The organism is Streptomyces sp. NPDC052016, assembly GCF_044548445.1.
In the GTDB taxonomy this organism is placed as follows: Bacteria; Actinomycetota; Actinomycetes; order Streptomycetales; family Streptomycetaceae; genus Streptomyces.
The window spans coordinates 16,810-41,811 of the sequence record NZ_JBIUBX010000010.1 but is presented as its reverse complement, the minus strand read 5'-3'; the positions used below and the strand labels follow the sequence as shown (position 1 = coordinate 41,811).

Below are 25,002 nucleotides of genomic sequence, written 5' to 3'. Positions count from 1 at the left end.
CGTTTCAGCGCAGTTCCGCGCGGAACGCCGCCGGAGTCATGTCCGTGTGCTGCTGGAAGAACTTGGAGAAGTTCGCCGGATCGGGGAAACCCACCGCCGCGCCGACCCGGCCGATCGGCAGATCGCTGTGGGCCAGCAGCCGTTTCGCCTCCAGGACGACCCGCTTGTCGATGAAGCCCTTGGGCGTCTCGCCGGTCGCCGCGCGCACCGCGCGCACGAGGGTGCGGCGGGAGTAGCCGAGCGCGTCGGCGTAGGCGCTGACGCTGTGGTTGGTGGCGAAGTCCCGTTCCACGGCGTCCCGGAAGAGGGTGAAGGTGGTGCCGGCCTGACGGCGGGCCGCCTCGGCGGAGGCGGCCGCGAGGTGCGCCAGGCGCAGCAGGAACGCGGTCAGGGTGTGCCGCAGCACCGAGGTGTGCAGGGCCGGGGGCAGGGTGGTGTCGTCCTCGTACTCCCGTTGCAGCTGGGCGAGGGCCGCGCACAGGCCGGCCGACTGGGCCTCGTCGGGGTGGAGCAGCGGCGCCAGGTCGTAGCGGTACAGGCCGGTGGCCTCGACCGTGGCGCGGGGCAGGAAGCCGGGTTGCATGGTCAGGACGGTTCCGCGGTACTCGCTCGACTTCGAGAAGCGGTGCACCTGGCCCGGGCGGATCCACAGGACGTCGCCGGCCGTCGCCTCGTACTCGGTGAAGTCGACCATGTGACGGACGGGGCCGTCGGTGAAGAGCAGTACGACGTGGAAGTCGATCCGGTGCACGCGGTCCAGGGGCGCGCCCGCGTGCCAGGCGCGGCCGGCGCCCATGGGGCCGACCTGCATGCCGACGCCGCCGACGCTGAGGCCGACCGGGAAGGGGAGCGTTCTGATCGGTCCGGCCCCGTCGCGGCCCCCGGCTCCGTCGTGGTCCCAGGTCCCCTCGCGGGCGCCGGTCACCTCGCGGGCGGCGGGCCCGGCGCCCGGCCCCTCGGGGGCGGCGGTCGTGCCGGGGGCGCCGGTCGTGTGGTCGTGGTCGTGGACCGTTGTGTCCGCCATGTCCGTCTCGTGCCGCCTCGATCCCGCCCCGCGCCTGCCGGGTGTCCCAGTTTCACCACAGCCTGGCACACCTGAACCTTCCCCTAAAAAAGTCAGACTTTTACTTTTGAACGCGCCAGACCCCCTACCCCTCTCTCACCGAGGACTTCTTGAAGATGAGCACGCAGATACCGGACAGCTTCGCGTGGACCGAACTCGACCGGCGTGCCGTCGACACCGCACGCCTGCTCGCCGCGGACGCCGTGCAGAAGGTGGGGAACGGTCACCCCGGCACCGCCATGAGCCTGGCGCCCGCCGCGTACACGATCTTTCAGAAGGTGATGCGGCACGATCCCGCGGATCCCGAGTGGACCGGGCGTGACCGTTTCGTCCTCTCCCCCGGCCACACCTCGCTGACCCTCTACACGCAGCTCTTCCTCGCCGGCTACGAGCTGGAGCTGGACGACCTGAAGGCGTTCCGCACGCACGGATCGAAGACGCCCGGACATCCCGAGTACGGGCACACCGCCGGGGTCGAGACCACCACCGGGCCGCTCGGCCAGGGCGTCGCCAACGCCGTCGGCATGGCGATGGCCGCCCGCTACGAGCGCGGCCTGTTCGACCCGGAGGCCCCCGAGGGCGCCTCCCCGTTCGACCACACCGTCTGGGCGATCGTCTCCGACGGCGACCTCCAGGAGGGCGTCTCCGCGGAGGCCTCGTCGCTCGCCGGCCACCAGAGGCTGGGCAACCTCGTCCTCCTCTACGACGACAACCACATCTCGATCGAGGGCGACACCGCGACCGCGTTCTCCGAGGACGTGCTGGGGCGGTACGAGGCCTACGGCTGGCACGTGCAGCGCATCGAGCCGCTGGACGACGGCGACGTCGACGTGCACGCCCTGTACGCGGCGCTGACGGCGGCGCAGGCCGAGACGGCGCGTCCCTCGATCATCGCGATGCGCACGATCATCGCCTGGCCCGCCCCGAACGCGCGGAACACCGAGGCCTCCCACGGCTCCGCGCTCGGCGAGGACGAGGTGGCCGCCACCAAGCGCGTCCTCGGGTTCGACCCGGGCCAGTCCTTCGAGGTGCCCGACGAGGTCCTCGCCCACACCCGTGCCGCCCTGGACCGGGGCGCCGCGGCGCACGCCGCCTGGGACAAGCGGCTCGCCAGGTGGCGCGGCGAGAACCCCGAGCGCGCCGAGCTGTTCGACCGGGTCGTCGCCGGCCGGCTCCCCGAGGGCTGGGAGGACGCGCTGCCGGTGTTCGAGCCCGGCAGGTCCGTCGCCACCCGCGCCGCCTCCGGCAAGGTGCTCCAGGCGCTCGGCGCGGTCCTGCCCGAGCTGTGGGGCGGCTCCGCCGACCTGGCCGGCTCCAACAACACCACCATCGACAAGACCTCCTCCTTCCTGCCGGAGGGCAACCCGCTGCCGGAGGCGGACCCGTACGGCCGGACGATCCACTTCGGCATCCGCGAGTTCTCGATGGCCGCCGCGATGAACGGCATCGCGCTGCACGGCAACACCCGCGTCTACGGCGGCACCTTCCTGGTGTTCTCCGACTACATGCGCAACGCGGTCCGCATGTCGGCGCTGATGCAGCTTCCGGTGACGTACGTGTGGACGCACGATTCCATCGGCCTGGGCGAGGACGGCCCCACCCACCAGCCGGTGGAGCACCTGGCCTCCCTGCGCGCCATCCCGGGCCTGAACGTGGTGCGCCCGGCCGACGCCAACGAGACGGCGATCGCCTGGGCCGAGATCCTCAAGCGGCACGCCACCCGCCCGGCCCCGCACGGCCTGGCCCTGACCCGTCAGGGCGTCCCCACCTACGCGCCCGACCCGGACGCGGCGAAGGGCGGCTACGTCCTGCTGGACTCCTCGACCGAGATCCCGGACGTCGTGCTCCTCGCCACCGGCTCCGAGGTGCAGCTCGCCGTCGCCGCGCGCGAGAGGCTGGAGGCCGAGGGGATCGGGACGCGGGTGGTGTCGATGCCCTCCGTGGAGTGGTTCGAGGAGCAGCCGCGCGCCTACCGCGACAGCGTCCTTCCGCCGTCCGTGAAGGCCCGCGTTGCGGTCGAGGCGGGCATCGGCCTGACGTGGTACCGGTTCACGGGTGACGCAGGACGCATCGTCTCCCTCGAACACTTCGGCGCTTCCGCCGACGCCGGCACCCTCTTCGCCTCCTACGGCTTCACCGCCGAGAACGTCGCCGCCGCAGCCCGGGAATCGCTGGCTGCCGCGCGTGGTTGATCCGATCGCCAGAAAGAAGATGATCACAGTGACCGAAGCAACCGCACCGGCGGGAGCCCTCGAGCGCCTGACCGACGAGGGCGTGTCGATCTGGCTGGACGACCTGTCGCGACCGCGGATCACGTCCGGCGACCTCGCCGAACTCGTCGCCACCCGGCACGTCGTCGGCGTCACCACCAACCCGTCCATCTTCCAGGCCGCCATCGGCTCCGGCGAGGGCTACGAGGAGCAGCTCGCCGACCTGGCCGTGCGGGGCGTCACGGTCGACGAGGCCGTACGGATGATGACGACGGCGGACGTGCGCGCCGCAGCCGATGTACTGCATCCCGTATACACCGCCACGGGGGGTCGCGACGGCCGGGTCTCCATCGAGGTCGACCCGCGTCTCGCCCACGACACGGCGGCCACGATCGCCGAGGCCAAGCAGCTCGCCTGGCTCGTCGACCGCCCCAACGTCATGATCAAGATCCCGGCGACGAAGGCCGGTCTCCCGGCGATCACCGAGGTCATCGGCCTCGGCATCAGCGTCAACGTCACGCTGATCTTCTCGCTGGAGCGGTACCGGGAGGTCATGGACGCCTACCTCGCCGGCCTGGAGAAGGCCGCCGCGAGGGGCCTGGACCTCTCCACCGTCCACTCCGTCGCGTCCTTCTTCGTCTCCCGGGTCGACTCCGAGATCGACAAGCGGCTGACGGTCCTCGGCACGGACGAGGCCCTCGCGCTGAGGGGCAGGGCGGCCCTCGCCAACGCCCGGCTCGCCTACGCCGCGTACGAGGAGGTGTTCGGCTCGGCCGGCCACCCGGCGCGGTCCGGTGACCGCTGGACCGCTCTGGGCGGTGCCCGGGCGAACAAGCAGCGTCCGCTGTGGGCGTCCACCGGCGTGAAGGATCCCGCGTACAAGGACACGCTGTACGTGGACGAGCTGGTCGCGCCCGGCACCGTCAACACGATGCCGGAGGCCACCCTCGCCGCCGTCGCCGACCACGCAGTGATCACCGGCGACACGGTGTCCGGCGGCTACGCCCAGGCCCGCGCCGACCTCGCCGCCGTGGAGGCCCTCGGGATCTCCTACGACGAGGTCGTCACCCGGCTGGAGGACGAGGGCGTCGCCAAGTTCGAGGCGGCGTGGCAGGACCTGCTGGACGCCGTCACGAAGTCGCTGAACAGCAAGGGAGTTGACGCGGAATGAACGCCCCCGTGTGGAGCAACCCGCTGCGGGACGCCCGTGACCGGCGCCTGCCCCGGATCGCCGGACCGTCCGGCCTGGTGATCTTCGGGGTGACCGGCGACCTGTCGCGCAGGAAGCTGATGCCGGCCGTCTACGACCTCGCCAACCGCGGTCTGCTGCCGCCGGGCTTCTCGCTCGTCGGTTTCGCCCGCCGCGACTGGGAGGACCAGGACTTCGCGCAGGTCGTGCACGACGCGGTGCGCGAGCACGCGCGGACCCCGTTCCGCGAGGAGGTCTGGCAGCAGCTCGCCGAGGGCATGCGGTTCGTCCCCGGCGACTTCGACGACGACAAGGCGTTCGAGCAGCTGCGCGAGGCGGTCGAGGAGCTGAACTCCTCGCGCGGCACCGGCGGCAACTACGCCTTCTACCTGTCCGTGCCGCCGAAGTTCTTCCCGAAGGTCGTCGAGCAGCTGAAGAAGCACGGCCTGGCGAACGCCCCGGAGGGCTCCTGGCGGCGGGCCGTCATCGAGAAGCCGTTCGGGCACGACCTGGCGAGCGCGCGGGAGCTGAACGCGATCGTGCACGACGTGTTCGAGCCGGACCAGGTGTTCCGCATCGACCACTACCTGGGCAAGGAGACCGTCCAGAACATCCTGGCGCTGCGCTTCGCCAACGAGATGTTCGAGCCGATCTGGAACCGTTCGTACGTCGACCACGTGCAGATCACGATGGCCGAGGACATCGGCATCGGCGGCCGCGCCGGCTACTACGACGGCATCGGCTCGGCGCGTGACGTCATCCAGAACCACCTGCTGCAGCTGATGGCGCTGACCGCCATGGAGGAGCCCGCCTCCTTCGACGCGGACTCGCTGCTCACGGAGAAGCTGAAGGTCCTCAAGGCCGTGAAGCTGCCGGAGGACCTCGGCAAGCACACCGTCCGCGCGCAGTACGCGGGCGCCTGGCAGGGCGGCGAGCAGGTGCGCGGCTACCTGGAGGAGGACGGCATCGACCCGGCGTCCGCGACGGACACGTACGCGGCCCTCCGGCTGAACGTCGACAACCGCCGCTGGGCGGGCGTCCCCTTCTACCTGCGCACCGGCAAGCGCCTCGGCCGCCGGGTCACCGAGATCGCGGTCGTCTTCCAGCGCGCCCCGCACTCCCCCTTCGACTCGACCGCCACCGAGGAACTCGGCAAGAACGCGATCGTCATCCGCGTCCAGCCCGACGAGGGCGTCACCGTCCGCTTCGGCTCCAAGGTGCCCGGCACCTCCATGGAGATCCGGGACGTCACGATGGACTTCGCCTACGGCGAGTCCTTCACGGAGTCCAGCCCGGAGGCGTACGAGCGCCTCATCCTGGACGTGCTGCTCGGCGACGCCAACCTGTTCCCGCGCCACCAGGAAGTGGAAGAGTCCTGGAAGATCCTCGACCCGATCGAGGAGTACTGGGCCGCGCACGGCAGGCCCGCCCGGTACCCGGCGGGCAGCTGGGGACCCGAGGAAGCCGACGAGATGCTCGCACGAGACGGACGGAGCTGGCGCAGGCCATGAAATTCGACCTGACCGACACCACGGCAAGCAAGATCAACAAGGCGCTGGTGCAGGGTCGCCGCGCCATCGGAACACCGGCCGTGGGCATGGTCCTGACGATGGTCATCGTCACGGACGAGGAGAACGCCTACGACGCGATCCGGGCGGCCGAGGAGGCCTCGCACGAGCACCCCTCGCGCACCCTGGTCGTCATCAAGCGGCACGCCCGCACCCCGCGCGACCGCACCCACTCGCGCCTCGACGCCGAGGTGCGGGTGGGCGCCGACGCCGGCACGGGCGAGACGGTGGTGCTGCGGACGTACGGCGAGGTGTCCGACCACGCCGACTCCGTCGTGCTGCCGCTGCTGCTGCCGGACGCGCCGGTCGTCGTGTGGTGGCCGGTGGACGCGCCCGAGAACCCCTCCAAGGACCCCCTGGGAGCGCTGGCGCAGCGCAGGATCACCGACATGTACGCCGTGGAGCGGCCGCTGGACGTGCTGGAGAAGCGCGTGCGGTCGTACGCGCCCGGTGACACCGACCTGGCGTGGACGCGGCTGACGCCGTGGCGTTCGATGCTGGCGGCGGCCCTGGACCAGGCGCGGCTGCCGGTCACCTCGGGCGCCGTGGAGAGCGAGGCCGACAACCCGAGCGCGGAGCTGCTCGCACGCTGGCTGGAGGCGCGCCTGCGCGTGTCGATCGACCGGGTCGTCACCGCGGGGCCGGTCGTCACCGCCGTACGCCTGGGCACCGAGAACGGCGAGATCGTCATCGACCGCCCCGAGGGCCCGCTGGCCACGCTGACCCTGCCGGGCCAGCCGTCGCGCACCCTCGCGCTGAAGGTCCGCCCCACCTCCGAACTGATCGCCGAGGAGCTGCGCCGCCTCGACGCGGACGAGATGTACGCCGTCGCCCTGCGGGGCGAGGGCACCGAGGAGAACGCCTGAGATGTCCGACACCCCGAAGCTCACCCGTCTGCCGGAGTGGGCCGCCCTGGAGGACCACCGCGCCCACTGGCACGCGCACCTGCGCGAGCTGTTCGCGGCGGACCCCGGGCGCGCGCAGCGGTACGTGGCCCGCGTCGGCGACCTGCGCATCGACTACTCCAAGCACCTGATCACCGACGAGACGCTCGCCCTGCTGCGAGAACTGGCCGTCGCCACCGACGTGTTCGGGCTGCGGGAAGCCATGTTCCGCGGCGACAGGATCAACGTCACCGAGGACCGCGCCGTTCTGCACACCGCGCTGCGCGCGCCGCGGGACGCGGTGATCGAGGTGGACGGCGAGAACGTCGTCCACCGGGTGCACGAGGTCCTCGACAGGATGTCCGCGTTCGCCGAGGAGGTCCGCTCCGGCCGCTGGACCGGTCACACCGGCCGGCGGATCCGCAACGTCGTCAACATCGGCATCGGCGGCTCCGACCTGGGTCCGGCGATGGCCTACGAGGCGTTGCGGGCGTACACGGCACGGGAGTTGACGTTCCGTTTCGTGTCGAACGTCGACGGCGCCGATCTGCACGAGGCCCTCCGCGACCTGGACCCGGCGGAGACGCTGTTCGTCGTCGCCTCCAAGACCTTCACCACGATCGAGACCGTCACCAACGCGACCTCGGCCCGTTCCTGGCTGCTCAGTGGCCTGGACGGGGACGAGAAGGCCGTCGCGAAGCACTTCGTGGCGCTGTCCACGAACGCCGGGAAGGTCGCGGAGTTCGGCATCGACCCGGACAACATGTTCGAGTTCTGGGACTGGGTGGGCGGCCGCTACTCGTTCGACTCGGCGATCGGCCTGTCCCTGATGATCGCGATCGGTCCGGACGCCTTCCGGGACCTGCTGAACGGCTTCCACCTGGTCGACGAGCACTTCCGCACCGCCCCCGCCGAGTCCAACGCCCCGCTGATCCTGGGCCTGCTGGGCGTCTGGTACGGCAACTTCTTCGACGCGCAGGCGCACGCCGTGCTGCCGTACAGCCACTACCTGTCGAAGTTCACCGCCTACCTCCAGCAGCTCGACATGGAGTCCAACGGCAAGTCGGTGGACCGGGCCGGGCGGCCCGTGGCGTGGCAGACCGGGCCGGTGGTGTGGGGCACGCCCGGCACCAACGGACAGCACGCGTACTACCAGCTGCTCCACCAGGGCACGAAGCTGATCCCGGCCGACCTGCTCGGCTTCGCCCGTCCCGTCGAGGAGCTGAGCGACGACCTGAAGGCCCAGCACGACCTGCTGATGGCCAACCTGTTCGCGCAGGGGCAGGCGCTCGCCTTCGGGAAGACCGAGGAGGAGGTGCGGGCGGAGGGCGTGCCCGAGGAGCAGGTCGCGCACCGCACCTTCGGCGGCAACCACCCCACCACCACGATCCTGGCGGCCGAACTGACCCCGTCCGTCCTCGGGCAGCTCATCGCCCTCTACGAGCACAAGGTGTTCGTGCAGGGCGCGGTCTGGGGCATCGACTCCTTCGACCAGTGGGGCGTCGAGCTCGGCAAGGTCCTCGCCCGGCGTGTCGAACCCGCCCTGACCGAGGGCGCCCGGGTGCCCGGTCTCGACCCCTCCACCGCCGCCCTCGTGGCCGCCTACCGTGAACTGAAGGAAGTGCACTGACATGCAGCTCGGACTGATCGGTCTCGGCAAGATGGGCGGCAACATGCGTGAGCGGATCCGCCGCGCGGGCCACACCGTCGTCGGATACGACCGCAACCCCGACCTCTCCGACGTGAGCGGCCTGGCCGAACTCGTCGCGCGGCTCGACGCCCCGCGCACCGTCTGGGTCATGGTCCCGGCCGGCGCCCCCACCCAGTCCGTCATCGACGAGCTCGGCGACCTCCTCGAGGCCGGCGACACGGTCGTCGACGGCGGCAACTCCCGCTGGACGGACGACGAGAAGCACGCCGCCGAACTCGGCGCCAAGGGCATCGGCTTCGTCGACGCGGGCGTGTCCGGCGGCGTGTGGGGTCTGGAGAACGGCTACGCGCTGATGGTCGGCGGCGAGAAGGAGCACGTCGACCGCCTCCGGCCGGTCTTCGACGCCCTGAAGCCGGAGGGCCCGTACGGCTACGTCCACGCGGGCAAGGTGGGCGCCGGCCACTTCTCGAAGATGGTCCACAACGGCATCGAGTACGCCATGATGCAGGCCTACGCCGAGGGCTGGGAGCTCCTGGAGAAGGTCGACTCGGTCACCGACGTGCGCGAGGTGTTCCGCTCCTGGCAGGAGGGCACGGTCATCCGTTCCTGGCTGCTGGACCTCGCGGTCAACGCCCTCGACGAGGACGAGCACCTGGACAAGCTGCGCGGTTACGCACAGGACTCCGGCGAGGGCCGCTGGACGGTGGAAGCCGCCATCGACAACGCGGTACCGCTCCCGGCGATCACCGCGTCCCTGTTCGCGCGGTTCGCCTCCCGCCAGGAGGACTCGCCGCAGATGAAGATGATCGCGGCGCTGCGCAACCAGTTCGGCGGCCACGCCGTCGAGTCGGCGAAGGAAGCGTAGTCCGGCCGTGGGAGATCTTCTGCTGGTCCGCCACGGGGAGACGGAGTGGAGCCGGTCGGGACAGCACACCAGCCACACCGACCTGCCCCTGACCGCACACGGTGAGGAACAGGCCAAGTCCATCGCTCCGCTCCTCTCCGGCCGGACCTTCGCGCTCGCTTTGACCAGCCCGCTGCACCGCGCGGTCCGCACCGCGGAACTGGCGGGCGTCACCGGGGCCGTGCCCGAGCCCGACCTGCACGAATGGGACTACGGGGCGTACGAGGGCATCACGACCGCCGAGATACACACCACCCGTCCCGCCTGGGACCTGTGGACCGACGGTGTGCCGCCCGGCCCGGACGGCCACCCGGGCGAGTCGCCCGAGGAGGTCGGGCGGCGCGCCGACCGGGTGCTCGCCCGCGTGGACGCGGCCCTCGCGCACGACGGCGACGTCGTCCTCGTCGCCCACGGCCACTTCCTGCGGGTCCTGACGGCTCGCCGGCTCGGACTGGCGCCCGCGCAGGGGAGGTTGTTCCAGCTGGCCACCGGCACGGTGAGCCGGCTGTCGACGGAACACGGGCGGCCGGTCGTGGCCGAATGGAACGTCCGGACATAGCCGGTTGACACCGCACAGGGGGCCCGCCAGAGTCGCGGCTGATGGAGATCGACGATCTGACACCGGCCGAACAGCGCGTCTGGCGGGCCTTCGCCACGGGCTCCGAAGTGGACTTCCGCGCGGAGGCCGACGGCTGGGGTCCCGAACGGACCCTGCGGGCCGCGGTGGTGCGGACGCTGCTCCTGAACGGGCCCACGGAACCGGGGGAGATAGCCGCCGTCAAGGTCAGGGGAGCACGCGTCACCGGGACGCTCGACCTGCGGTACGCGACGGTCGACAGCGTCGTCCACCTGACCCACTGCCGCTTCGAGGAAGCCCCCGAACTCGTCGGCGCCCACCTGCGCTACGTCAGCCTGCGCGACTCCGAGATGCCCGGCCTGTCGGTGACGCGATCCCGGCTCGACGGCAGCCTGCGGCTGACGCGCTGCCGGTTCACCGGGCCGGTCCGGCTCGACGGGGCGCAGATCTCCGGGGTGCTCTACCTGGACGAGGCGGAACTCACCGTCGACGCACCCGCACCGCCCGAGCAGCCGGGGCGGTCAGGGCAGCCGGGACCGCGGGGGCGATCGGGACCGCCGGGGCAGGCAGGGCAGCCGGGGCGGCCCGAGGGCGCGGGGCCGTCCGGGCGGCCGGTGCTCCAGCTCAACCAGATCACCGTCGACGACGACGTCTGCGCCCGCGGCCTGCGCGCGAACGGCCTGATCCGGCTCGACGGGGCCACCATCGCCGGTTCCCTCGACCTGGAGGACGCCGAGCTGAGCAACCCCGGCGCGCACGTCCTGGACGCCGAGTCCCTCGACGTGGGGGCCAACCTGCTGGGCCGGCGGCTGCGCGCGCACGGCCGGATCGACCTGCGCGGCGCGCGGATTCCCGGCCGGGTGGACCTGCTGCGGGCGACCCTCTCCAACCCGGGGGACACCGCCCTGCGCGCCAGCAGCTGCGTGATCGGCGAGATCTGGCTGCGCGGCGGCGCCCCCGTCGAGGGGCGGCTCAACCTGCGGCGCGCCGAGATCAACCAGCTCCACCTGGAGCCGGAGATGCTCCCCGACCAGGTGCGTCTGCTCGACCTCACCTACACCTTCCTCACCCCGCACGAGCCCGCCGAGCGCCGGCTGCCGATGCTGGAGCGCGACGACGACGCCTTCGACCCGCACGCCTACGAGCAGTTGACGGCCGCGTACCAGCGCATCGGCGACGACCGGGCCGCCCGGCTCGTGCAGCTCGCCAAGCAGCGCCGGCACCGCTCGACACTCCCCTGGTACGGCCGGCTGTGGGGCCGTCTCCAGGACGCCGCCGTCGGCTACGGGTTCCGCCCGCTGCGGGCCGCGGGCTGGCTGCTGTCGCTGCTCGCGGCCGGCTCGGTCGTCTTCGCGCTGGAGCACCCGCGCCCGCTCAAGGCGTCCGAGGCACCCGCCTTCCACCCGGTCTTCTACACCCTCGACCTGCTGCTGCCCGTCATCTCCTTCGGGCAGGAGTCCGCCTTCGCCCCGTCCGGCTGGTACCAGACGCTGTCGTACGTGCTGATCGTCACCGGCTGGATCCTCGCCACGACGGTCGTCGCGGGCGTGACCCGTACCGTCAGCCGCCAGTGACTCACCCGGCCGTGTGCTGGGCGGCCAGGCGCACCGGCGCGTTCACGGCGCCGTAGCCCCGGTAGCCGCCGTCGCGCTGGACGAGTTCGAAGAAGACGCGGCCGACGGTGCGGGTGTAGCAGTGCCGGAAGACGCCGTGCGCGTCCCGGTCGTAGAGGATGCCGAGCGCGCGGTAGGTCTCCAGCTCGCCGTCGGCGAACTCGTAGCGGGCCGCGAGGTCGTCGTAGTAGTTCGCGGGGATCGGCAGCAGGCGGCCGCCGGCCTCGGTGAAGCGGCGGGCCGCGGCGACCACGTCGTCGGTGGCCAGGGCGATGTGCCGGGCGTGGACGGTGTCGTCGGTGGGTGCCGCGCCGACGGTGAGCGGGATGCGGACGCCGCCGTCGGCGGTGGTGACGGCCCGGCTGCGCAGCAGCCCGTAGGGGTCGGCGACGTCGACGCTCTCCTGGGCCTCGAGGCCGAGGACACCGCGGTGGAAGAGGACGGCCTCGTCGAAGTGGTGCCAGGGCTGGGTGAGGGAGAGGTGGTCGATGCGGACGGCGTCCGGCACGGCCGCCGGGGTGTGCGGGAGGTCCTCGAAGTCGGCGCGCCAGTCGGGCAGGCCGGGTCGGCCGGTCGCGCACAGGAAGAGTTCGGTGCCGTCGGGGGCGGCCACGGCGTCCAGCGGCGCGTCCTCGGGGGCGCGGCGGCGCGGCAGGACCGGGGCGAGCAGGGCCTCGGCGCGGCGGGCGGCGCCGGCCGGGTCGGGCGACTCCAGGCCGACGGCGGCCAGGCACGTGCCGTCCGCGGATGTCCCCCCGCCCGAGCGGAGCCGGGAGTGGGGGCGGGCGGCCGGGCCGGTGTTGACCAGGACGCGGGCCCGGCCCTGCTCCCACAGTTCGACGGGTTTGCCGCGGTGGCGGGCGGTGCGGGCGAACCCGAGGGAGCCGAGGAGGGCGGAGACGGGTTCGGCGTCCGGGGTGACCAGCTCGGCGAAGGCGACGCCGGTGGGGACGACCGGCTCGGGCAGGGCGCCGAGTCCGGCCTCCTCCTGGAGCAGGAGCAGGGAGCGGCGGGCGTCCACGGCGGTCGGGCCGGCCTCGGCCTGCCGGAAGACGTCGTTGAAGACCTCCAGGGACAGCGGGCCGTCGTACCCGGCGCGCAGCACGTGCCGCAGCAGGCCCGCCACGTCGAAACCGCCCTGGCCGGGGAAGCGGCGGTGGTGGCGGGACCACTGCAGGACGTCCATGGCGGGCAGCGGGGCGTCGGCGAGCTGGAGGAAGAAGATCTTGTCGCCGGGGATGTCCTCGATGCCCTTGGGGTCCGAGCCGCGGGAGAGGATGTGGAAGCTGTCCAGGCAGGTGCCGAGCGCCGGATGGTCCGCCGTCTCGACGATGCGCCAGGCGTGGTCGTACGTGCTGACGTGCCGTCCCCAGGCGAGCGCCTCGTAGGCGACGCGGATGCCGAAGTCCTGGGCGAGGTCGGCGAGCCGGCCCAGTTGCTCGGCGGCGAGGTCGTCGTCGTCCTCGGCGAGCGGGGAGACGCTGGAGCAGACCAGGACGGTGTCGGCGCCGAGCCGGTTCATCAGCGCGAACTTGGCGCGGGCGCGGCGCAGGTTGCGGGCGAACTCGTCGGCGGGCACCGCCTCCATGTCCCGCATCGGCTGGTAGAGGTCGATGCCGAGGCCCAGGTCGGCGCAGCGGGCGCGGACCTCCTCGGGGCCGAGGGGGCTGGCCAGCAGGTCGTTCTCGAAGATCTCGACGCCGTCGAAGCCGGCCCGGGCGGCGGCGGTGAGCTTCTCGGTGAGCGAACCGCTCAGGGAGACGGTGGCGATGGACGTACGCACCTGGGTACCTCTTTTCCTGCTGGCGGGTTGTGCTGGTGCCGGTCGGGCCACAGCCGATCGGACTGCTGCCGGTGGGGCCTGCTGTCGCTTGTGGTGTGCCGGTGGGTTGCTGCCGGTGTGCCGCTGCCGGTCGGGCCACAGCCGATCGGGCTGCTGCCGGTGGGGCCTGCTGCCGCTTGTGGCGCTGCCGGTCGGGCTGCTGCCGGTGGGTTGCTGCCGCTCGGGCTGCTGCCGTTGTGCCGCTGCCGCTCGGCCACAGCCGATCGGGCTCGCCGCCTGTGCCGCTGCCGGCCGGGCTGCTGCCGGTTCTGTGGGGCCGGTTCTGCGGCGGGGGGTGCGCCGGCGGGCCGCGTCTACCCGGCCGACGGTCGTGCGTCGGCGGGCCGCGTCTACCCGGCCGACGGTCGTGCGTCGGCGGGCCGCGTCTACCCGGCCGACGGTCGTGCGTCGGCGGGCCGCGCCTACTTGGGGGCCGGGACCGCGCCGGCCAGCTCGGCGATGTCCGCGAGCATCCGCGTGCTGTCGGGTTCCCGGCCGGTGAACAGCCGGAAGGCGTCCACCGCCTGGAAGACGGCCATCCCGCCCCCGTCCAGCACGGCGCAGCCGACCGCCCGCGCGGTGCGCAGCAACTCCGTCTCCAGGGGCCGGTAGACGACCTCGGCCACCCACAGGCCGGGGTGCAGCAGCTCGGCGGGGAAGGGCAGACCGGGGTGGGCGGCCATGCCGGTGGGGGTGGCGTGCACGATGCCGTCGGCGTGCGCCAGCAGGCCGGCGAGACCGTCGGGGGTGGCGGCGTCGGCCCGGCCCGCGCCGAAGTGCCCGTTCAGGGAGTCGGCGAGGGCGGCGGCCCGCTCGGGCAGCGCGTCGACCACGGTGACGCACCCGGCGCCGAGGGTGAGCGTGGCGTGCGCGACGGCCGCGCCCGCGCCGCCCGCCCCCAGCTGGACCACGCGCTCCAGCGGGACGTCGGGCAGTCCGCGGGCGAAGGAGGCGGCGAAGCCGGTGACGTCGGTGTTGTGGCCGATCGCCCCGCCGTCCGTGAAGACGACGGTGTTGACCGCGCCGAGCGCCTGCGCCTGCGGGGCGACGCCGTCGAGGTGGGGGATGACGAGCTGCTTGCAGGGGTGCGTGATGTTCAGCCCGTCGAAGCCGAGGTCGCGCGCCGCCCGCACCAGGTCGCCGACCGCCTCCGGCGGCACACCGAGGACGTCGATGTCGAGGAGCCGGTACAGGTAGCGCAGCCCCTGGCGGTCCGCTTCCCGCTCGTGCAGCGCCGGGCTGAGCGAGGGGCCGATGCCGGAACCGATCAGTCCGACGAGATACGAGTCCTTGGTCACGCGGACCTCCTGAGCCGAGCCCTAATGTACGAACTAGTACGTTAGCTATATCAGCCGAACGGGTTCCCCCGGAAGACCTGAGGGTCTTTCCCCGTGCTGCTTCTACAATCACCGGCACTGGCCCTACGCCCGAAGGAACCCGATGACCAGCGTCGACGAACCGGCACGACCCAACGGGCGGATCCGCGACGCCGCCCGCACCCAGGCCGAGATCCTCGACGTGGCCACGCAGGAGTTCGCCCGGGTCGGCTACGCCGGTGCCCGCGTCGACGACATCGCCGCCCGCACCCGCACCACCAAACGGATGATCTACTACTACTTCGGCGGCAAGGAGCAGCTCTTCACCGCCGTCCTGGAACGGGCCTACGGCGTGATCCGCGAGGCCGAGCAGCAGCTCGACGTCGAGCACCTGGACCCGGTCGCGGCCATCCGCCGGCTGGCGGAGCTGACCTTCGACCACCACGAGCAGCACCCGGACTTCATCCGCCTGGTCAGCATCGAGAACATCCACGAGGCCGAGCACATCGCCGCCTCCGAGAAGCTCGGCCGGATCGGCTCCCCCGCGCTCGACGTGATCCGCCGCATCCTGGCCGCCGGGCAGGAGTCCGGACTGTTCACCGCCGACGTCGACGCCGTCGACCTGCACGCGATGATCAGCTCGTTCTGCTTCTTCCGGGTGGCCAACCGGCACACCTTCGGGGCCCTGTTCGGGCGGGACCTGGTCGACCCGGCCCAGCGCGAGCACTACCGCACCATGCTCGGCGACATGGTGATCGCCTACCTGACGGCGGAGCGGACGGCGGACTGAGGCCGCCGCGCACGGCGGCGGGCGGGTCGCCGACCGGTCGGCGCGACGGCGGAGCGGACGCCGTACGGAGCCGTCGGGCGGGCGGCCGACACGGCCGCCGGCCGAAACCGTCGCGCGGCACCCCTTGACACCGGCGAAACGCGGGCGCAACATCCCTACCCAACCGCTACTAACTATCCAGTGCGTTAATTAGCCGGGTAGCGCCCGGTCCAGCCGCCCCGCCACCCCAGGGATCCGGCCCCTTCTCCCCGCCTCACCCTCCCGCACTCCGCTTACGGTGGAGTCCCCCCGAAGGAGCACGCCGTGTCCGTCCCCGCCGCACCTCACGACGCCGCCTCCCCGCCCGGTCAGCCGAAGAAGGCCGCGACCGCCGCCTGGATCGGCAGCGCCCTGGAGTACTACGACTTCTTCATCTACGGCAGCGCGGCGGCGCTCATCTTCCCGAAGGTCTTCTTCGACGAGTCCGACCCGGCCACCGCGACCCTGCTGTCGCTGGCCACCTTCGGTGTGGCGTACGCGGCCCGCCCGATCGGCGCGCTCTTCCTCGGCCACTACGGCGACCGCGTGGGCCGCAAGAAGATCATGGTCTTCACGCTCATCCTCATGGGCGTGTCCACGTTCCTGATCGGCTGTCTGCCCACCCGCGCCCAGATCGGCACCCTCGCCCCGGTCCTGCTGGTGCTGTGCCGGGTCCTGCAGGGCATCTCCGCGGCCGGCGAGCAGGCCAGCGCCAACTCGATGACGCTGGAACACGCCCCGCCGCACCGGCGCGGCTTCTTCACCAGCTTCACCCTCAGCGGCACGCAGGGCGGCCAGTTGCTGGCCACGCTGGTCTTCATCCCGATCGCCGCGCTCCCCGAGGAGCACCTGCTGTCGTGGGGCTGGCGCGTGCCGTTCTGGCTGAGCATCGCGGTCGCCGTCGTCGGCTACGTCATCCGCCGCAAGCTCGACGAGACGCCGGCCTTCGCCCAGCAGGCCACCGGTGAGGGCGTCGTCAAGCTGCCGCTGGCGGTGCTGCTGCGCGAGCACTGGGCGGACGTGCTGCGGGTCGTCGCGGGAGCGCTCGTCGCCTCCGTCTCCACGATCTTCACGGTGTGGGCGCTGGCGTACGCCACGAGCGACTCGGTCGGGATGAGCCGCTCCTCCATGCTGTGGGTGGGCGCCCTCGCCAATGTGGTCGCGCTCGCCGCGATCCCGCTGTGGGCCTCCCTCTCCGACCGCATCGGCCGCCGTCCGGTGTTCCTGATCGGCGCGGCCGGCAGCGCGGCGGCGATGTTCCTCTACCTGTGGGCGATCTCCACCGGCTCCTACCCGCTGGCCCTGGCGTCCGGCATCCTCGCCTTCGGCGTCGTCTACAGCGCCGCGAACGGCGTGTGGCCCTCCTTCTACGGCGAGATGTTCTCCACCCGCGTCCGCCTGTCCGGCATGGCGATCGGGACGCAGATCGGCTTCGCCGTGGCCGGTTTCGCGGTGACCTTCGCCGCGCAGATCGCGGGCCCGGACGGTGACGACTGGCTGTCGGTGGCCCTGTTCACGGCGGCGCTGTGCGTACCGCCGGTGATCGCGGCCCTGTCGGCGCGGGAGACCGCGAAGGTCCCGACGGAGCAGCTCGGCGAGGGGACCCGCAAGGAGGCGGCCCAGCCGGAGACGGTGACCGCCTGAGCCCACACCGAGCGCACCCGCGCCGACCGCTCGACCTCCCGGGCCCCCGGACGCCTTCGCGGCTCCGGGGGCCGGGGCGCGCTCGCTCCACGGCCTCGACGCCCCCCGGCTCGGCGAAGGGCAGCGTCTCCCGGCCGGGGGGGCGACCCCGAGGCCGGGGCTCCCCCGGCTCGGCGTGCAGGATCCGCGGCGCGCGCCGGGTCCGCCACTGCCCCGCGGCCTCCTCGTGCCCCGGAACGGGTCCGTCGACGGGCATCGTGACCTCCGGCCCTACCCGGCGAAGGCCCCCCGGGGAATGCCGTACGCCCGCTCCACGCGGAGCCGCAGCACCAGGCGGCGGTCGCGGACCATGGCCGCGCGGTAGTCGTCCCAGTCGGGGTGCTCGCCCAGGACGTCCCGGTAGAGGCGCACGAGTTCCTCGACGGTCTCGTCGTAGGGATGCGCGGCGACGGGCGAGAGCTCGGCGGTGCCCTCGACGACCGTGTACGCGCGGCGGTCGGGGCTGGACACGTGGTACGACGCCCGGGGATCCCGGCGCAGGTTGCGGGTCTTGGCGCGGTCGTCCGTGACGGAGATCCGGACCACGCCCTCCTCCGGGTGGTAGTGGTGGCTGACGTTCGACAGCTGGGGACGTCCGTCGCGCTTGAGGGTGACGAGTACCCCGTCGCGGCCGTCGGAGAGCAGCGCCAGCAGCGCGTGCTGCGTCGTGTCGGGAGTCATGTCCGGCACAACGGGCGGGAGCGTCGCCCCATTCCCGTTCGGCCCGCCCGCCCTGCGTGGCGCCACGACGCGCGCGCTCGGTAGACAGTGTCTACTACCGGGTGGTAGACACTGCCCGTGGACCGGGTGAGCGGTACGGAGAGGCCGGAGCCGGACCTGCGGGTCCGGCTCGTGGACGTGGGTGCGGAGCTGCTGGCCCACGAGGGCGCGGGAGCCCTGACACTGCGGGAGATCGCCCGCCGGGCGGGCGTCTCGCACGGCGCGCCGCGCCGTCACTTCCCCACACACCTGGACCTGTTGTCGGCCATCGCCCACCGGGGCTTCACCGACCTGGCGGGCCGGGTGACGACGGCTCTGGGCGACGGCACCGCTCCGCCACGCGCGCAGCTCACCGAACTGGCGCGCGTCTACCTGCGGTTCGCACGGGACAACCCCGGCATGTACGAGCTGATGTTCCGCCACGACCTGCTCGAAAGCGGTCACTTGGGGCTGAGGGACACCAGCCTGCCGCTGTTCGGTGTCCTGGTGGAGCTGACGGCACGTGTCCGGCCCGCCGCCGACGCCCGCGCGGTCGCGGGGTCGCTGTGGGCGAACCTGCACGGCATCGCCCAGCTGTGGCGCTGGGGCAGTCTCCGACTCGCCACCGGCGCCGACGACGTCGAACCGCTGCTGCGGACGGCTCTCGACGCGCACCTGGGGCCCGAGGCGGGCCGGTGAACCGCGCCCGGACCCTCTCGAGCAGTGTGGCGGGCGCGGTGGTCGTCGCCCTGGACGGCACCGTCCTCACCGTCGCCCAGCCCACCCTCCAGCGCGACCTGCACGCCTCCTTGGCGCAGGTCCAGTGGACCAGCACCGGCTATCTCGTCGCCGTGGCGAGCCTGCTGGTGTTCGCGGGGCGGCTCGGTGACCTCTACGGGCACCGGCGCCTGTTCGCCGTCGGCATGCTCGGCTTCGGAGCGGCCTCCGCGGGCATCGCCCTGGCGCCCGGCGTGGGCTGGGTGATCGGACTCCGGGTCGTTCAGGGCCTGTTCGGGGCCCTGCTGCAGCCGGCGACGCTCGGGATGCTGCGGCCGGCGTACCCGCCGGAGGGGCTGCGGCGGCCGATCGCGGTGCGGACGGCCGCGATCGGGGTGGCGGCCGCGGCCGGTCCGGTGGTGGGCGGGGCGCTGACGACCGCTCTCGGGTGGCGGTCCGTGTTCCTGCTGAACGTCGTGCCGTGCCTGGCCTTCGGCGCGCTCGCCCTCGCCTCCCGGGAGGGGGCGCGGACGGGGCGGAAGCCGCCGCGTGCCGCCGTAGCGCTGGACGTGCCCGGTGCGCTGCTGCTCGCGGTCGCGCTGGCGTGCCTGGTGCACACCCTGGTCACCCCGCTCGGCGTGACCGGCGCGGCCGGCGCCGCGGTGGCCGCCGTCGCCGGTTGCGTCTTCGTCCGGCACGAGCGCCGCACTCCCTCCCCGCTGCTGCCCCCGGACGTCGTCGGCTCCCCGGCGGTGGGCGCGGCGCTGGCCCTGCTGGTCACCGCGTCGGCGGCCCTCAACGGCGGGCTCTTCGCCTGTGTCTACGTCCTCCAGGACGATCTGGGGCTCACCCCGCTGCGCACCGCGCTGCTCAGCCTGCCGCTGGCCGTGCTGCTGATCGCCGCGGCGCCCGCGTCCGCCGTCCTGTCGCGCCGGGCCGGCGCCCGCCACACGGTCGTCACGGCGACGGCGGTCCTCTCCGGCGGCCTCCTCATCCTCGCCCACGCGTCCGTCCCGGCGGTCCTGGGGTTCGGGTTCGCCCTGCTGGGCGCGGGTTTCGGCGCGGTGATGGTGGTGGCCACCCATGTCGTCGCACGCCGGGCTCCCGCCCGGGCGGCGGGGGTGGCGGGCGGGTTGCAGCAGACGGCGATGAACGTCGGGCCGGTGCTCGGTGTGGCGTCCGCGACCGTCCTCATGGACGTCGGCGGCGCCCGGTCCCCGCTCGTCGTACTGGCCGTCGCGGCCGCGGCGGCGGTCCCTCTCTGCGGCGCGCTGCCGGGCCGGACGCGCGCCGTCCCCGGCGGGGTCACGACGGGCCGCGCCGAGGCTCCGTCCGCAGGTGGGAGCGACACAGAGCACATCCGTCACGGCGCCGAAAGGAGTCCTTTCCCGCCGTCCCTGCGCGACGATGAGGTCTGAGGCCGTTCCGGTGGCGCGTGCCGGACCGCGCCTCGGACGAACGCACCGGAGGAGAGCGATGGCACAGCTGCGACAAGAGGCCGACCCGAGCGAGGTCGGGCTGGACGCGAGGGCACTGGACCGCCTCGACCGGCATGTCGCCCGGTACGTCGACGAGGGCCGCCTGCCCGGCTTCCTCGTGGCCGTCGCCCGCGGCGGCCGGATCGCGCACCTCACCACGTACGGCCACCGCGACCTCGCGGCCGGACTCCCCGTCGGGACGGACACCCTGTGGCGGATCTACTCGATGACCAAACCGGTCACCTCGGTCGCCGCGCTGATGCTGGTGGAGGAGGGCCGGCTCTCCCTCGACGACCCGGTCGCCGACCACCTCCCGGCCTTCGCCGACCAGCGGGTGTACGCCGGCGGCTCCGGCGCCGACCTGACGACCCGCCCGGTCCGGCAACCCGTGCTGGTGCGGCACCTGATGACGCACACCGCCGGCCTGACCTTCGCCTTCTACCACTGCCACCCCGTGGACGCCCTCTACCGCGAGGCCGGCCTGGAGTCGGCGGTGCTGCCGGGGTCGGACCTGGCCGAGACCGTCGAGGCGTACGCGCGGCTGCCCCTGCAGTTCGAGCCGGGCACGCAGTGGAACTACTCGGTGGCCACCAACGTCCTGGGCCGCATCATCGAGGTCGTCTCCGGACAGGCCCTGGACGAGTTCCTCGCCGAGCGGGTCTTCCGCCCGCTCGGCATGCCGGACGCCGGCTTCCAGGTCACCGGCGGACAGGCGGGCCGGCTGGCCGAGCTGTACGGGGACACCGACGACGGCCGTCTCGAGCCGATCCCCGGGCTGCCGCTGTCCGGGCGCCCCCGGTTCCTGTCGGGCAGCGGCGGCATGGTGGCGACCGCATACGACATCCACCGTTTCATGGAGCTGCTGCGCCGCCGCGGCGAACTCGACGGCACCCGCCTGCTCACGCCCGAGACGGTGGACCTCATGACCCGCAACCACCTGCCCGGCGGCGCCGACCTGCGTACCGTCGGCAGCCGCCCCGCGCACGACGAGCCGGGCAACGACGGTGTCGGCTTCGGCCTCGGCGTCTCCGTGGTGATCGACCCGGAGCGCACCCAGGCCCCTTCCGGACTCGGCACCTACGGCTGGAGCGGGGTGGCCACGACGACGTTCTGGGTCGACCCGGGCCGGGACCTGACGGTGCAGTTCCTGACGCAGGTGAGGCCGAGGAAGTCGCTGAAGCTCTACCCCGACCTCAAGCGCCTGGTCCACGAGGCCGTCCTGGACTGACCGGTCCGCCAAGGGGTGCCGTGCGGAGCACGCACCCCCCGGACCCCGGCGGCACCCCTACGCCTCGGGCGGACCCGGACGGCATCCCCTACGCCCCGTCCGGCCCGTCCGGCCCGTCGTCGACACGCAGGGTGAACGGCACGCCGTCGCGGGCGAGTTCGTCCAGCCACTGCCGCGACCGCTCCTGCGTCTCGGCGGCACGGTTCAGCCCCGGCGGCAGGGAGCCGTCGAGGACGTGCCGGACGCCGAGCGCGAGGGGCCGGGACACGCACCGGGCCATCGCGCTCTCCTCCTCGTCGCCCACCAGGTCCAGCAGGTGACCGCCGGACCAGGAGCCGCCGTCGCGGGCGTGCACCGCCAGGGACACGGCGAGGACGACCCGGTCCCGGTCGGCGTCCGTGGTGGGGTGGGCGGCCGCCAGCTCCCGGGCCAGCGCGGCGATCCGGGCGTCGTCGCCCGCCCTCAGTTCGTCGAACACCGCCTCCCAGGCCCGCCGCCACCCGCCCAGGCGGAGGGTGCCGCGCACGAAGGTCCGCGCCTGCCAGGCGGCCGGCAGCCCGTACTGCTCCACGAACGGGACGCTGTCGCGGTTGGGGTAGACCTCGAAGGTTTCCCCGTCGACGAGGTGCGCGCGGGTGGCCTCCCAGGGCCGCCCGGCGGTCGTCTCGACGCCGTCCTCGATGTAACGGGCGGGCGAGCGCAGGGCGTTGAGGACGCCGAGCGGCGCCCAGCTGAACCGGTAGCGGAAGTCGTTCGGGACGGCGGGGACGCCACCGCAGTACGACGTGAAGCGGTAGGAGGCGGGCGTGCCGTCGCCGATCGCGGCCCGGGCGCGGCCGACGAGGTCGTGCGCGAAAAGGTGGTCGATGCCCGGGTCGAGCCCGGCCTCGGTCAGCACGACGACGCCCGCGCCGAGGGCTGCGGGCACCTGCTCCTGCACCGCGTCCGAGACATAGCTGGAGCAGGCGAAGTGGGCGCGCCGGCCCACGCAGGCCCGCAGCAGCGGGGCGTGCTCGGGAGCGGGCAGCATCGACACCACGACGTCCCCGGGCGCCAGTTCGGCGGTGAGCGTGTCGAGGGTGTACCGGCGTGGCTCGGCGCGTCCGGTCAGGCCCAGCCGGTCGAGGGCCTCGGCGGCGCGCTGCTGCGTACGGTGCCACAGCCGCACGCGCCCGGCGGCCTCGCACAGGGCTGCCAGGCCGCTGCCGGTGGACAGGCCGGCGCCGATCCAGTGGACGGTCCCGCTCGCGGCGACCCGCTCACGCATCGCCGGACTGCCCTTCGGCCAGGCCGAGTTCGCGGCAGGCCTGGCGGAAGCGGTCCCGGCAGCGCCCCCACGGGCCGCCGGCACCGAAGTCGAGCAGCTGCGGCAGCAGGGCGGCGGAGAAGTCGTCGCTGGACTCGCGCGGCAGCAGGGACGGCACATTGTCGATGGCGATCAGGTCGAGCGGGGGCTCCTTGCGCAGCCGCCGCACCGGGTCGGTCCACTCGGTCGTACGGTCGTAGACCGGGAGCACGTTGAGGGGTGAGCCGACGTCGCAGGTGACGTCGGAGAGGGTGCGCAGCCGGCGGGCGGAGTCGTCGAGGTCCTCCTCCCGGACGAAGGGCGGGACGGGCGTCGTGGCCAGGACGCAGTTGACCATGACGTCGTGGTCCAGCAGGGCGCGGCGGTCCAGGTCACGGGTCTCCGCGAGGTCCCAGCAGTCCGGGTCCACGCCGGCCGTGGCGAACGCGACGCGGGCGCCCCGGCCGCTGCGCCCCAGGGCGCCGACGACGAGGGCGGAGAAGTGCTCGTCGCCGGGGGCCCGGACGAGGGTCTCGTCCAGCCGGTCCTTGTCGGTGGGGCGCAGGGGCGCGGTCAGGCGGCCCCGGTGCTGCAGCACGGCCAGGGCGGCGCCCAGGTAGCCCGCCCAGAAGCCGAACGCGGCGAGGCGACGGCCCTGGTCGTCCACCAGGTACTCCAGGTCGAGGAGGGTCCCGCCGCCCGCCGTGAACCGGCCGAGCAGGCCGGCCGCGCCCGGCTGCCGCTTGTAGGCGTGCCCGAAGAAGACGTGACGGTGGACCAGTTCAGCCGGGTGTTCGGGGAGTTCCTTCAGACCGAGGATCACGGCGTCCGGCGGCGCCGACACCCAGGAGCCGGCGGGCACGATCCGGGCGCCGGCCGCCTCGTACTCCCGCGCCTCGAAGATCCGCTGCGGGGACTCCTCGACGGTCAGTTCCACTCCGGCGTCCACGAGCCGCCGGGCGTCGTGGGGCACGATCGGGGTGCGGCGTTCGGTGGAACGTACCTCGTGGCGCAGCCACAGGTGGAGTTCGGTCATACGCGATTGACCTCCGGACGCGGGGCGTCGGCGGCGAACCGGCCGGCGCCGAGGGGGGTGACGTCCACGAAGGGTACGCGGCCGAGGCAGAGGTCGCGGACGACCTCGCCGACCGCCGGTCCCTGCAGGAAACCGTGGCCCGAGAATCCGGTCGCATACAGAAAACGGGATACCGAAGTCGCCTCGCCGATCAGGGCGTTGTGGTCGGGGGTGACCTCGTACAGGCCCGCCCAGCCGCCCGTGCGGCGCAGGTCGAGCAGGGCGGGGGCGCGGCGCTCCATCGCCGCGGCCAGGCGGGGGATCCACCGGTCGTGGGTGTCGGTGGCGAAGCCGGGTCTCTCGTCGGGGTCGGACATGCCGACGAGGAGGCCGGGGCCCTCGGCGTGGAAGTAGAGGCTGCTGGTGAAGTCGATCGTCATCGGCAGCGCGGGCGGCAGTCCGCCGGGGACCGGTTCGGTGACCGCGATCTGGCGGCGCAGCGGCCGTACCGGCAGGTCCACGCCCACCATGGCGCCGACCGCCCGGGACCAGGCACCCGCCGCGCAGACCACCGTGCCGGTGGTGACGCGGCCGAGGGTGGTCCGCACGGCGGTGATGGCGGTGCCGTGCGTCTCGATGCCGGTGACCTCGGTGTGCCGCAGGATGCGCGCCCCGTGCCGGCGGGCGGCGGCCGCGTAGCCGTGGACGACGGCCTCGGGGGTGCAGTGCCCGTCGTCGGGCGAGAACGCGGCCGCCAGCAGCCCGTCGGTGCTGATCAGCGGCGACAGGCGGCGGGCCTCGGCCGGGTCGATCAGCCGGCTGGGCACGCCCAGCGCGTTCTGCAGCCGCACGCTCGCCTCGAAGGAGGCGACCTCCTCGGGCGTCGACAGCAGGAACAGGTAGCCGACGCGGCGCAGTCCGATGTCCGCGCCGATCTCCTGCCCGAACCGTGCGAACGCCTCCAGGCTGCGCGCCCCCAGCGCGATGTTCACCTCGTCGGAGAACTGGGCCCGCACTCCCCCGGCGGCCTTGGAGGTCGAGCCGGCGCCGAGTTCGTCCCGCTCCACCAGGAGGACGTCGGGCACGCCGGCGGCGGCCAGGTGGTAGGCGATGCTGGTGCCCATCACTCCGCCGCCGATGACGACGACCGAGGCATGCGTGTTCACGCGGGCGGCTCCTTTCGGCGGCGGCCCCGGCCCGGGTACCGAGGCCGGGGCGGTCGTATGCCGTGGCCGTCGTGATCCCTACCCGTCGGGGACCGGCGATCCCCTCCCGCGTCGGGGACCGGTGAT

The 25,002-nt window shown here is 73.2% G+C and carries 20 protein-coding genes; 13 read left to right on the top strand and 7 right to left on the bottom strand.

Annotated features, from left to right (window positions below; all coding sequences use genetic code 11):
* Positions 1–4: 4 nt before the first annotated feature.
* The gene (locus ACIHAR_RS14370; protein WP_400019472.1) at positions 5–1,024 is read right to left on the bottom strand and encodes an AraC family transcriptional regulator; all 1,020 of its coding nucleotides are present in this window, start codon (positions 1,022–1,024) and stop codon (positions 5–7) included.
* A 155-nt stretch (positions 1,025–1,179) separates the two neighbouring features.
* Between ACIHAR_RS14370 and tkt the strand changes: the two genes are divergently transcribed.
* The 8 genes from tkt to ACIHAR_RS14330 are packed head-to-tail and all read left to right on the top strand — an operon-like array spanning position 1,180 to position 11,620.
* On the top strand, positions 1,180–3,255 hold the full coding sequence (tkt, locus tag ACIHAR_RS14365; protein WP_365458075.1) for a transketolase: 2,076 nt from the start codon (positions 1,180–1,182) through the stop codon (positions 3,253–3,255).
* A 19-nt stretch (positions 3,256–3,274) separates the two neighbouring features.
* A complete protein-coding gene (gene tal / locus ACIHAR_RS14360) occupies positions 3,275–4,444 on the top strand; it encodes a transaldolase (protein WP_365458072.1) in 1,170 nt (389 codons plus the stop codon).
* Positions 4,441–5,973: a glucose-6-phosphate dehydrogenase gene (gene zwf, locus ACIHAR_RS14355; protein ID WP_365458069.1), complete on the top strand. Its 1,533-nt coding sequence runs from the start codon at positions 4,441–4,443 to the stop codon at positions 5,971–5,973. Before tal ends, zwf begins: the two co-directional genes overlap by 4 nt.
* Entirely contained in the window at positions 5,970–6,896 is a 927-nt protein-coding gene (gene opcA, locus ACIHAR_RS14350) for a glucose-6-phosphate dehydrogenase assembly protein OpcA (protein ID WP_365458066.1), read from the top strand. The genes zwf and opcA overlap by 4 nt, the downstream gene beginning before the upstream one ends.
* Before the next feature lies 1 nt (position 6,897).
* Positions 6,898–8,544: a glucose-6-phosphate isomerase gene (pgi, locus tag ACIHAR_RS14345; protein WP_400019469.1), complete on the top strand. Its 1,647-nt coding sequence runs from the start codon at positions 6,898–6,900 to the stop codon at positions 8,542–8,544.
* 1 nt (position 8,545) lies between these two features.
* Entirely contained in the window at positions 8,546–9,430 is an 885-nt protein-coding gene (gene gnd, locus ACIHAR_RS14340; protein WP_400019467.1) for a phosphogluconate dehydrogenase (NAD(+)-dependent, decarboxylating), read from the top strand.
* A 7-nt stretch (positions 9,431–9,437) separates the two neighbouring features.
* Positions 9,438–10,028, top strand: a complete 591-nt coding sequence (locus ACIHAR_RS14335; RefSeq protein ID WP_400019465.1) for a histidine phosphatase family protein — start codon at positions 9,438–9,440, stop codon at positions 10,026–10,028.
* A 41-nt stretch (positions 10,029–10,069) separates the two neighbouring features.
* Positions 10,070–11,620, top strand: a complete 1,551-nt coding sequence (locus ACIHAR_RS14330; protein ID WP_400019463.1) for a collagen-like protein — start codon at positions 10,070–10,072, stop codon at positions 11,618–11,620.
* A 1-nt stretch (position 11,621) separates the two neighbouring features.
* Here the strand turns inward: ACIHAR_RS14330 and ACIHAR_RS14325 are convergent, their stop codons facing one another.
* Together ACIHAR_RS14325 and ACIHAR_RS14320 are read right to left on the bottom strand one after the other, a co-directional pair.
* Complete coding sequence (locus ACIHAR_RS14325; RefSeq protein WP_365458051.1) at positions 11,622–13,442, bottom strand: TIM barrel protein; 1,821 nt, start codon at positions 13,440–13,442, stop codon at positions 11,622–11,624.
* Between the two features lie 461 nt (positions 13,443–13,903).
* Entirely contained in the window at positions 13,904–14,779 is an 876-nt protein-coding gene (locus ACIHAR_RS14320) for a shikimate dehydrogenase (RefSeq protein WP_365458048.1), read from the bottom strand.
* Positions 14,780–14,921: 142 nt separating this feature from the next.
* Between ACIHAR_RS14320 and ACIHAR_RS14315 the strand changes: the two genes are divergently transcribed.
* Together ACIHAR_RS14315 and ACIHAR_RS14310 are read left to right on the top strand one after the other, a co-directional pair.
* The gene (locus ACIHAR_RS14315; RefSeq protein ID WP_365458045.1) at positions 14,922–15,587 is read left to right on the top strand and encodes a TetR/AcrR family transcriptional regulator; all 666 of its coding nucleotides are present in this window, start codon (positions 14,922–14,924) and stop codon (positions 15,585–15,587) included.
* Positions 15,588–15,890: 303 nt separating this feature from the next.
* Positions 15,891–17,249, top strand: coding sequence for an MFS transporter (locus ACIHAR_RS14310; RefSeq protein WP_400019460.1), 1,359 nt, complete (start codon positions 15,891–15,893; stop codon positions 17,247–17,249).
* Between the two features lie 270 nt (positions 17,250–17,519).
* On the opposite strand, the gene ACIHAR_RS14305 is transcribed toward ACIHAR_RS14310, so the two are convergent.
* Complete coding sequence (locus ACIHAR_RS14305) at positions 17,520–17,969, bottom strand: PPOX class F420-dependent oxidoreductase (protein WP_400019458.1); 450 nt, start codon at positions 17,967–17,969, stop codon at positions 17,520–17,522.
* Between the two features lie 126 nt (positions 17,970–18,095).
* On the opposite strand from ACIHAR_RS14305, the gene ACIHAR_RS14300 reads away from it, so the two are divergent.
* From ACIHAR_RS14300 to ACIHAR_RS14290, 3 genes are read left to right on the top strand one after another with little or no spacing between them, the layout of a single operon-like run.
* A complete protein-coding gene (locus ACIHAR_RS14300) occupies positions 18,096–18,686 on the top strand; it encodes a TetR/AcrR family transcriptional regulator (protein WP_400019665.1) in 591 nt (196 codons plus the stop codon).
* Positions 18,683–20,122: an MFS transporter gene (locus tag ACIHAR_RS14295; protein ID WP_400019455.1), complete on the top strand. Its 1,440-nt coding sequence runs from the start codon at positions 18,683–18,685 to the stop codon at positions 20,120–20,122. The genes ACIHAR_RS14300 and ACIHAR_RS14295 overlap by 4 nt, the downstream gene beginning before the upstream one ends.
* A gap of 58 nt (positions 20,123–20,180) precedes the next feature.
* Complete coding sequence (locus ACIHAR_RS14290; RefSeq protein ID WP_400019453.1) at positions 20,181–21,410, top strand: serine hydrolase domain-containing protein; 1,230 nt, start codon at positions 20,181–20,183, stop codon at positions 21,408–21,410.
* Positions 21,411–21,498: 88 nt separating this feature from the next.
* Here the strand turns inward: ACIHAR_RS14290 and ACIHAR_RS14285 are convergent, their stop codons facing one another.
* Genes ACIHAR_RS14285 through ACIHAR_RS14275 form a run of 3 tightly spaced genes read right to left on the bottom strand, consistent with a single transcriptional unit; the run spans position 21,499 to position 24,876 of the window.
* Positions 21,499–22,677 carry a saccharopine dehydrogenase family protein gene (locus ACIHAR_RS14285; RefSeq protein ID WP_400019451.1) on the bottom strand — a complete coding sequence of 393 codons (1,179 nt, stop codon included), beginning with the start codon at positions 22,675–22,677 and terminating at the stop codon, positions 21,499–21,501.
* Positions 22,670–23,731: a saccharopine dehydrogenase gene (locus ACIHAR_RS14280; protein ID WP_400019449.1), complete on the bottom strand. Its 1,062-nt coding sequence runs from the start codon at positions 23,729–23,731 to the stop codon at positions 22,670–22,672. Before ACIHAR_RS14280 ends, ACIHAR_RS14285 begins: the two co-directional genes overlap by 8 nt.
* Positions 23,728–24,876 carry an FAD-binding oxidoreductase gene (locus ACIHAR_RS14275; protein WP_365458020.1) on the bottom strand — a complete coding sequence of 383 codons (1,149 nt, stop codon included), beginning with the start codon at positions 24,874–24,876 and terminating at the stop codon, positions 23,728–23,730. Before ACIHAR_RS14275 ends, ACIHAR_RS14280 begins: the two co-directional genes overlap by 4 nt.
* Between the last annotated feature and the right edge of the window lie 126 nt (positions 24,877–25,002).

What these genes read in the sequence shown, in the direction of transcription:
- ACIHAR_RS14370 (WP_400019472.1), bottom strand. Translation starts at nt 1,024, where the DNA reads ATGGCGGACACAACGGTCCACGACCACGACCACACGACCGGCGCCCCC.
- tkt (WP_365458075.1), top strand. Translation starts at nt 1,180, where the DNA reads ATGAGCACGCAGATACCGGACAGCTTCGCGTGGACCGAACTCGACCGG.
- tal (WP_365458072.1), top strand. Translation starts at nt 3,275, where the DNA reads ATGATCACAGTGACCGAAGCAACCGCACCGGCGGGAGCCCTCGAGCGC.
- zwf (WP_365458069.1), top strand. Translation starts at nt 4,441, where the DNA reads ATGAACGCCCCCGTGTGGAGCAACCCGCTGCGGGACGCCCGTGACCGG.
- opcA (WP_365458066.1), top strand. Translation starts at nt 5,970, where the DNA reads ATGAAATTCGACCTGACCGACACCACGGCAAGCAAGATCAACAAGGCG.
- pgi (WP_400019469.1), top strand. Translation starts at nt 6,898, where the DNA reads ATGTCCGACACCCCGAAGCTCACCCGTCTGCCGGAGTGGGCCGCCCTG.
- gnd (WP_400019467.1), top strand. Translation starts at nt 8,546, where the DNA reads ATGCAGCTCGGACTGATCGGTCTCGGCAAGATGGGCGGCAACATGCGT.
- ACIHAR_RS14330 (WP_400019463.1), top strand. Translation starts at nt 10,070, where the DNA reads ATGGAGATCGACGATCTGACACCGGCCGAACAGCGCGTCTGGCGGGCC.
- ACIHAR_RS14315 (WP_365458045.1), top strand. Translation starts at nt 14,922, where the DNA reads ATGACCAGCGTCGACGAACCGGCACGACCCAACGGGCGGATCCGCGAC.
- ACIHAR_RS14305 (WP_400019458.1), bottom strand. Translation starts at nt 17,969, where the DNA reads ATGACTCCCGACACGACGCAGCACGCGCTGCTGGCGCTGCTCTCCGAC.
- ACIHAR_RS14290 (WP_400019453.1), top strand. Translation starts at nt 20,181, where the DNA reads ATGGCACAGCTGCGACAAGAGGCCGACCCGAGCGAGGTCGGGCTGGAC.
- ACIHAR_RS14285 (WP_400019451.1), bottom strand. Translation starts at nt 22,677, where the DNA reads ATGCGTGAGCGGGTCGCCGCGAGCGGGACCGTCCACTGGATCGGCGCC.
- ACIHAR_RS14280 (WP_400019449.1), bottom strand. Translation starts at nt 23,731, where the DNA reads ATGACCGAACTCCACCTGTGGCTGCGCCACGAGGTACGTTCCACCGAA.